This is a genomic window from uncultured Oscillibacter sp. (assembly GCF_950073225.1).
Classification (GTDB): domain Bacteria; phylum Bacillota; class Clostridia; order Oscillospirales; family Oscillospiraceae; genus Oscillibacter.
Window position 1 is genome coordinate 1 of record NZ_CATMPS010000070.1, and the last position, 2598, is coordinate 2598.

Genomic DNA, 2598 nt, shown 5'->3' on the forward strand with positions numbered 1-2598 from the left:
TGCGTTTGGGCAGGAGCTGGGTCAGGAAGAAGCCTGCGACGGAGTGCGGGAGCTGCTCAACAGCATGAGTTTTGTCTCCCGGCACTTCTCCGCCGTGACCACGCAGAGCGTTTACGAGATCATCCAAACCAGTATGCCCAGTACGCCCTCGGCAAGCTGTACCTGCTGGGGAAGGACGTTCCGCAGGACAGAGAATCCGCCGTCCGCTGGTTCACGCTGGCGGCGGAACAGGGCAATGAGTACGCCCGTTTTTTCCTCGACCACATGGATGACTCACCCTCCCTCTTCGCCAGCGCCACCCGGCTTCTCCACCACATGGGCCGCATTTTCCAGGAGAAGGCCCCGCCGCCGGGCGGCGGAATCTCCTTTGTGGACAGTAAGCTGAGACGAAAAATCAGAGAGAAGAAAATCGCCATGGGCCACAAGCCGGACGACCATGAGGAGCAGGTCCAGCGGCTCCGATAATCTCCTCTCCAGAAGCCACACAAAACGAGCTGCCTCCAGGCACGGAGGCAGCTCGTTTCTCTTTCGTTCAAATTACCGTATCTCTACAAACCCTATAATCATATCAACCGCTTCCGCCGTCAGGGGCGCGGGCGCCTTCTCCACAAAGGAAGCGTTGCGGCTGCTCAGGTCCAGCATCCTCGCCTGGTCGCAGAGTACCACCCCGTCAGTCTTCGTTGTATCATCCAACCGGATGTGAAACGGATACCTTTGTCAGTGTGGGTGATCGGACAGACCATCGTCAGGCTGCTGACACGGTTGAACAGGTTGTTGCTGACCACAAGCGCCGGACGGCGTCCCCTCTGCTCATGGCCGGCCTGGGGATCAAAGTCCAGATAGACAATGTCCCCCTGCTCAAAAACGGTCACCACGCCTCATCACCTGCCCCTTTGCCCCAGTCGATCTCCTGCGTCTCCAGACGGGGAATCTCGTCAACAGGCTTGCCATAAACGGCGACCAGCCGTTCCTCCAGCGTGCGGTGTCCAGCTGCGGCCTTTTTAATCTGGATGCCATCATCGGACTGGATCAGTTCGACCCGGTCATTCTCCCGCAGTCCAAGCGCGTCCAACAGCGCCTTTGGGATTCGCAGTCCCTGACTGTTGCCCCACCGTTGTATCGTAGCATACATGAGAAACACCTCCCGAAAGCAGTATATACAAAGTATAAACAAAAGTCAAGTGAACATGCACAGCAACGAAAAGAGGTGAAGAAAGTGCCCTATATCCATTTTACCGAGGAGCAGAAGCTCCGGGCCAGCGAGGTAGATCTGGTGGAGTTCCTCCGCCATCAGGGGGAGAAGCTGATCCGCTCCGGGCCGGAGTACCGTCTGGCCAGTGATCACAGCATCACCGTCCAGGGCAATGAGTGGTACGATCATGCCATAAAGAAAGGCGGCGGCCCCATCTCCTTCGTCCAGCAGTTCTATAACCTCTCCTACCCAGAGGCCATCACCTGTCTGCTGGGCGGGGAAGCAAAGCTATTCTTTCATCCGTCGCACCAGCGACCGGCTGTGCCGGGAGCAGGGGCTATCCGTGGTGAAGCCGGGCCGGGACAGGGGCCAGTCCTATGCCGAGTGGGACGCCCAGCGGCAGGACCGGAGCTGGAAAGCAAAGCTGAAAATCGCCATCGACGCCGCTATCCCCCAGGCAAAGGATTTTGACGATTTTCTGCGGCTCATGGAGAGGCAGGGCTATGAAATCAAGCGGGGGAAATTCGTGTCGTTCCGCGCCCCCGGCCAGGAGCGGTTTACCAGATGCAAGACGCTGGGCGAAGCCTACACCGAGGAAGCCATCACCGAGCGCATCCAGGGCTGGGCCATTGCCGCCCGCAGGCCGAAAGTCCGCAAGGGTATCTCCCTGCGTATCGACATCGAGAACAGCATCAAGGCACAGCAGTCGGCGGGCTATACCCGTTGGGCAAAGATACACAATTTACAGCAGGCGGCAAAGACCATGAACTTCCTGACGGAGCATGGCATCGACGCCTATCCTGATCTGGAAAGCCGGGTGGCGGAGATCAGCGCCGCCAGCGAGGAAGCCGCCGCCGCACTGAAAACGGCGGAGCGGCGTTTGGGAGAAATGGCCGTGCTGATAAAGAACGTCACCACCTACAAGCAGACCCGGTCCGTGGCGGTGGAGTATCGCCGGGCGGCGGACAAGGCCCGGTTCCGGCAGGAGCATGAAAGCGCCCTGATACTGTATGAGGCGGCGGGCCGTGCCTTGTGGGAGGTCGGCGTGACGAAGCTGCCCGATCTGGCCGCGCTGAAAGCGGAGTATGCCCGGCTGACGGAGGAAAAGGAACGGCTGTATGCAAAATACGGCGAAGTGAAAAAGGAGCTGAAAGAGTACGGCATCATCAAGCAGAATGTGGACGGGATTTTGCGGGTGACGCCCCGGCAACAGGAAAGGAAGCAAGAGCTGTGAGCATACCGAAGATGAACTATCCACAGTACCGCAAGGCCCGGAGGCTGACGCGGGAGTGCTGCAACAACGTGGGCGGCAACTGCCTCCTGCTGGACGACGGGGAGGAATGTATCTGTGTGCAGAGCATTTCCTACTCCCTGCTGTGTCGCTGGTTCCGGGCGGCTGTCCTCCC

Annotated in this window: 2 protein-coding genes and 3 pseudogenes; 3 read left to right on the forward strand and 2 right to left on the reverse strand. The window is 59.1% G+C overall.

Annotation, left to right across the window (positions count from 1 at the left end; translation table 11 throughout):
• Nucleotides 1-465: pseudogene (locus Q1M04_RS16015) on the forward strand (SEL1-like repeat protein); the annotation flags it as partial.
• A gap of 72 nt (nt 466-537) precedes the next feature.
• On the opposite strand, the pseudogene Q1M04_RS16020 reads toward Q1M04_RS16015, so the two are convergent.
• Together Q1M04_RS16020 and Q1M04_RS16025 are read right to left on the reverse strand one after the other, a co-directional pair.
• Nucleotides 538-875 (reverse strand): annotated as a pseudogene (locus Q1M04_RS16020) (type II toxin-antitoxin system PemK/MazF family toxin).
• Entirely contained in the window at nt 869-1132 is a 264-nt protein-coding gene (locus tag Q1M04_RS16025) for an AbrB/MazE/SpoVT family DNA-binding domain-containing protein (protein WP_300346602.1), read from the reverse strand. The pseudogene Q1M04_RS16020 and the gene Q1M04_RS16025 overlap by 7 nt, the downstream one beginning before the upstream one ends.
• Nucleotides 1133-1472: 340 nt before the next feature.
• Here Q1M04_RS16025 and Q1M04_RS16030 point away from each other — a divergent pair.
• A pseudogene (locus Q1M04_RS16030) lies at nt 1473-2426 on the forward strand (relaxase/mobilization nuclease domain-containing protein); the annotation flags it as partial.
• Nucleotides 2427-2437: 11 nt separating this feature from the next.
• The coding region (locus Q1M04_RS16035; RefSeq protein ID WP_366140852.1) for a cysteine-rich VLP protein at nt 2438-2598 on the forward strand (161 nt) is incomplete at its 3' end.